This window comes from Corallococcus sp. AB049A (assembly GCF_003668885.1).
GTDB classification, from domain to species: Bacteria; Myxococcota; Myxococcia; order Myxococcales; family Myxococcaceae; genus Corallococcus; species Corallococcus interemptor.
This window is the reverse complement of the sequence record NZ_RAWL01001405.1, coordinates 1-394: the sequence shown is the minus strand read 5'-3', so window position 1 is coordinate 394 and position 394 is coordinate 1. Positions and strand designations below refer to the sequence as shown.

General features: G+C 66.5%; 1 protein-coding gene. It reads right to left on the bottom strand.

Annotated elements, in window-relative coordinates; translation table 11 throughout:
- A partial coding sequence (locus D7X55_RS42355; RefSeq protein WP_233610492.1) for an FAD-dependent oxidoreductase occupies positions 1 to 319 on the bottom strand: 319 nt, incomplete at its 3' end.
- Between the last annotated feature and the right edge of the window lie 75 nt (positions 320 to 394).

The following is a 394-nucleotide window of genomic DNA, read 5'->3' as shown; positions in this document are numbered from 1 at the left end:
GATCCGGATAGCCCCCGGCGGCAACGATGACGATATCCGGCGCTTCAGCCAACACAGTTTCCACAGTGGCATAGGCGTTCAGGTGAAGGGTTACGCCCAGGCGCTCCAGTTCGGCCTCGCGCCAGTCGACAATCCCCTTCAGGTCGTGCCGCAGATGCGCTCGGGTCGCCAGCGCAAGCTGCCCGCCCAGACGATCAGTCGCCTCGAACAGGACCACCCGATGCCCCCGTTCTGCAAGAACGCGTGCCGCTTCGAGCCCGGCAGGTCCGCCCCCGATCACGACGGCTTTCCGGCCGGCCTCGGCCGATCGCTCCACCACCTGCGGCAACCACGTTTCCCGACCGGTGACCGGATTGTGGATGCAGCGGACAGGCCGATAGAGACAGTGGGACGC